Origin of the sequence: Aeromicrobium sp. Leaf272 (assembly GCF_001422865.1) — a bacterium.
In the GTDB taxonomy this organism is placed as follows: Bacteria; Actinomycetota; Actinomycetes; order Propionibacteriales; family Nocardioidaceae; genus Aeromicrobium.
Genome location: NZ_LMMY01000009.1, coordinates 270,173 through 272,022, shown reverse-complemented (window position 1 = coordinate 272,022; position 1,850 = coordinate 270,173). Strand labels below are relative to the sequence as shown.

2 protein-coding genes are annotated in these 1,850 nt (G+C 70.0%); both read left to right on the top strand.

The annotated features are described in order from the left end of the window. The first annotated feature begins 465 nt into the window (after positions 1-465). On the top strand, positions 466-1,398 hold the full coding sequence (locus ASF38_RS02845) for a diiron oxygenase (protein ID WP_055963621.1): 933 nt from the start codon (positions 466-468) through the stop codon (positions 1,396-1,398). Positions 1,399-1,405: 7 nt separating this feature from the next. Then, on the top strand, positions 1,406-1,850 hold a 445-nt coding region (locus tag ASF38_RS18285; RefSeq protein WP_200914381.1), incomplete at its 3' end, for a ferredoxin family protein.

Here is a 1,850-nt window from a genome sequence, read left to right as displayed (position 1 = left end):
GCCGGGCTTCTTCACCATCGAGCACCTGGCGAACCACCCCGGCTTCCTGGTCGAGCTCGACATGGTGGACCCCGCCCGGCTGGAGACCGCGGTCGAGGACGCCTGGCTCGCGCGCGCACCCGCCCGCCTGGCCGAGTCCTGGCTCGCCGACCGCCCCTGACCCGTGCCGCAGATTCCCAGGTCGACCTGGGAATCTTCCGGACTGCACGGCTTTCCCTACGACTGCACGGGTAGCAACCTGTGCTTCTGCAGGTTTCCCAGGTCGACCTGGGAATCTCCCACCCTGCCCCGCGGGGTTCGGGACGTCCGCGTCCCGACCGCACGGGTGCATCCGCGCTCCGACGTCCCGTCGAGGGGCCGCGTGACGGTCATCTCTTGCGCTCGCGACCGACTCGCCATACCGTGGGTATGGATGCGACACTCCCGATGTCACATCACCGTTGTCGAGTAGCCGAGGAGACTGCCATGACGATCACCGAGACCCGCCCCACCACCCCCGACGCCGCCGCGTTCCGTGCGGAGGTCGAGCGTGACGGCGTGCTCGAGCGGCTCCTGTCGTCGTCGGCCCAGCTGTCCTACGACCCCGAGAAGGAGGTCGACTGGGACGCGCCGCTCGACCCGCTGCACGACGGCGTGAACCCCGAGTGGTGCACGCTCTTCGGCACCGACCTGTGGGAGCGCATGACGCCGGAGCAGCGCGCCACGCTCACGCGCCACGAGGCGGCCAGCGTCGCGAGCATCGGCATCTGGTTCGAGATGCTCCTGCAGCAGATGCTGCTCGTCGACATCTACGACAAGGACTACGCGAGCAGCGAGTTCCAGTTCGCGCTCACCGAGATCGCCGACGAGTGCCGCCACTCGATCATGTTCGCCAAGGGCGCCCAGCACATCGCCGGTCGTTCCTACCTGCCCCACCCGCTGCTGCACAAGGCCGCCAAGCTGCTCAAGCTGACGGCGCGCGGCGAGGTCGCCTACACGTCGATCCTGGTGGCCGAGGAGGTCCTCGACGTCATGCAGCGTGACTGGATGCGCGGCGCCTCCGTCTCGCCCCAGGTCAAGACGATCTGCAAGATCCACGTGGTCGAGGAGTCGCGGCACATGAAGTTCGCGCGCCACGAGACCCTCGAGGCCATGAAGGGCATCTCCGAGGCCCGCCGCCGCGCCAGCGCCCTGCAGATCGCGAGCGTCGGCTACTTCATCGTCAAGAGCCTCGTCCGCCCCGAGGTGTACGCCGAGGCCGGGCTCGACGTGAAGGAGGCCGTCGAGGCGGCCAAGAACAACGAGCACCACCACGCGCTCATGCGTCTGTCGTGCGTGCACCTGATGGACTTCCTGGCCGAGGCCGGGCTGCTGACGCCGACGGCCAAGCGGCTGTACCGCCGCGTGCACATGCTCTGAGGCCGCCATGCCCTTCGCCATCACCCAGAGCTGCTGCTCCGACGCCTCCTGCGTGGAGGTGTGCCCGGTCGACTGCATCCACCCGACGCCGGGAGAGCCCGACTTCGGCACGACCGACATCCTCTACGTCGACCCGCGCTCGTGCATCGACTGCGGCGCCTGCGCCGACGCCTGCCCCGCGTCGGCGATCAAGCCGATCGAGATCCTGCGCGGCGGCGAGGCCGTGTTCGCCGAGCTGAACGCCGCCTACTACGAGCAGCGGCCCGAGCGCGAGGTCGCCAAGCAGCAGACCCACGCCCGCGTGCGCCCGGGCGTGCCCACGGGCCTGCGGGTCGCCGTGGTCGGGACCGGCCCGGCCGCGACCTACACCGCACGTGAGCTGCTCGCGGCGTCCGACGCGCACGTGTCGTTCTTCGACCGGCTCCCGGTGCCGGGCGGTCTGCTGCGCGGCG

Coding starts and splice junctions, on each gene's coding strand:
- ASF38_RS02845 (WP_055963621.1), top strand. CDS start 466: ATGACGATCACCGAGACCCGCCCCACCACCCCCGACGCCGCCGCGTTC.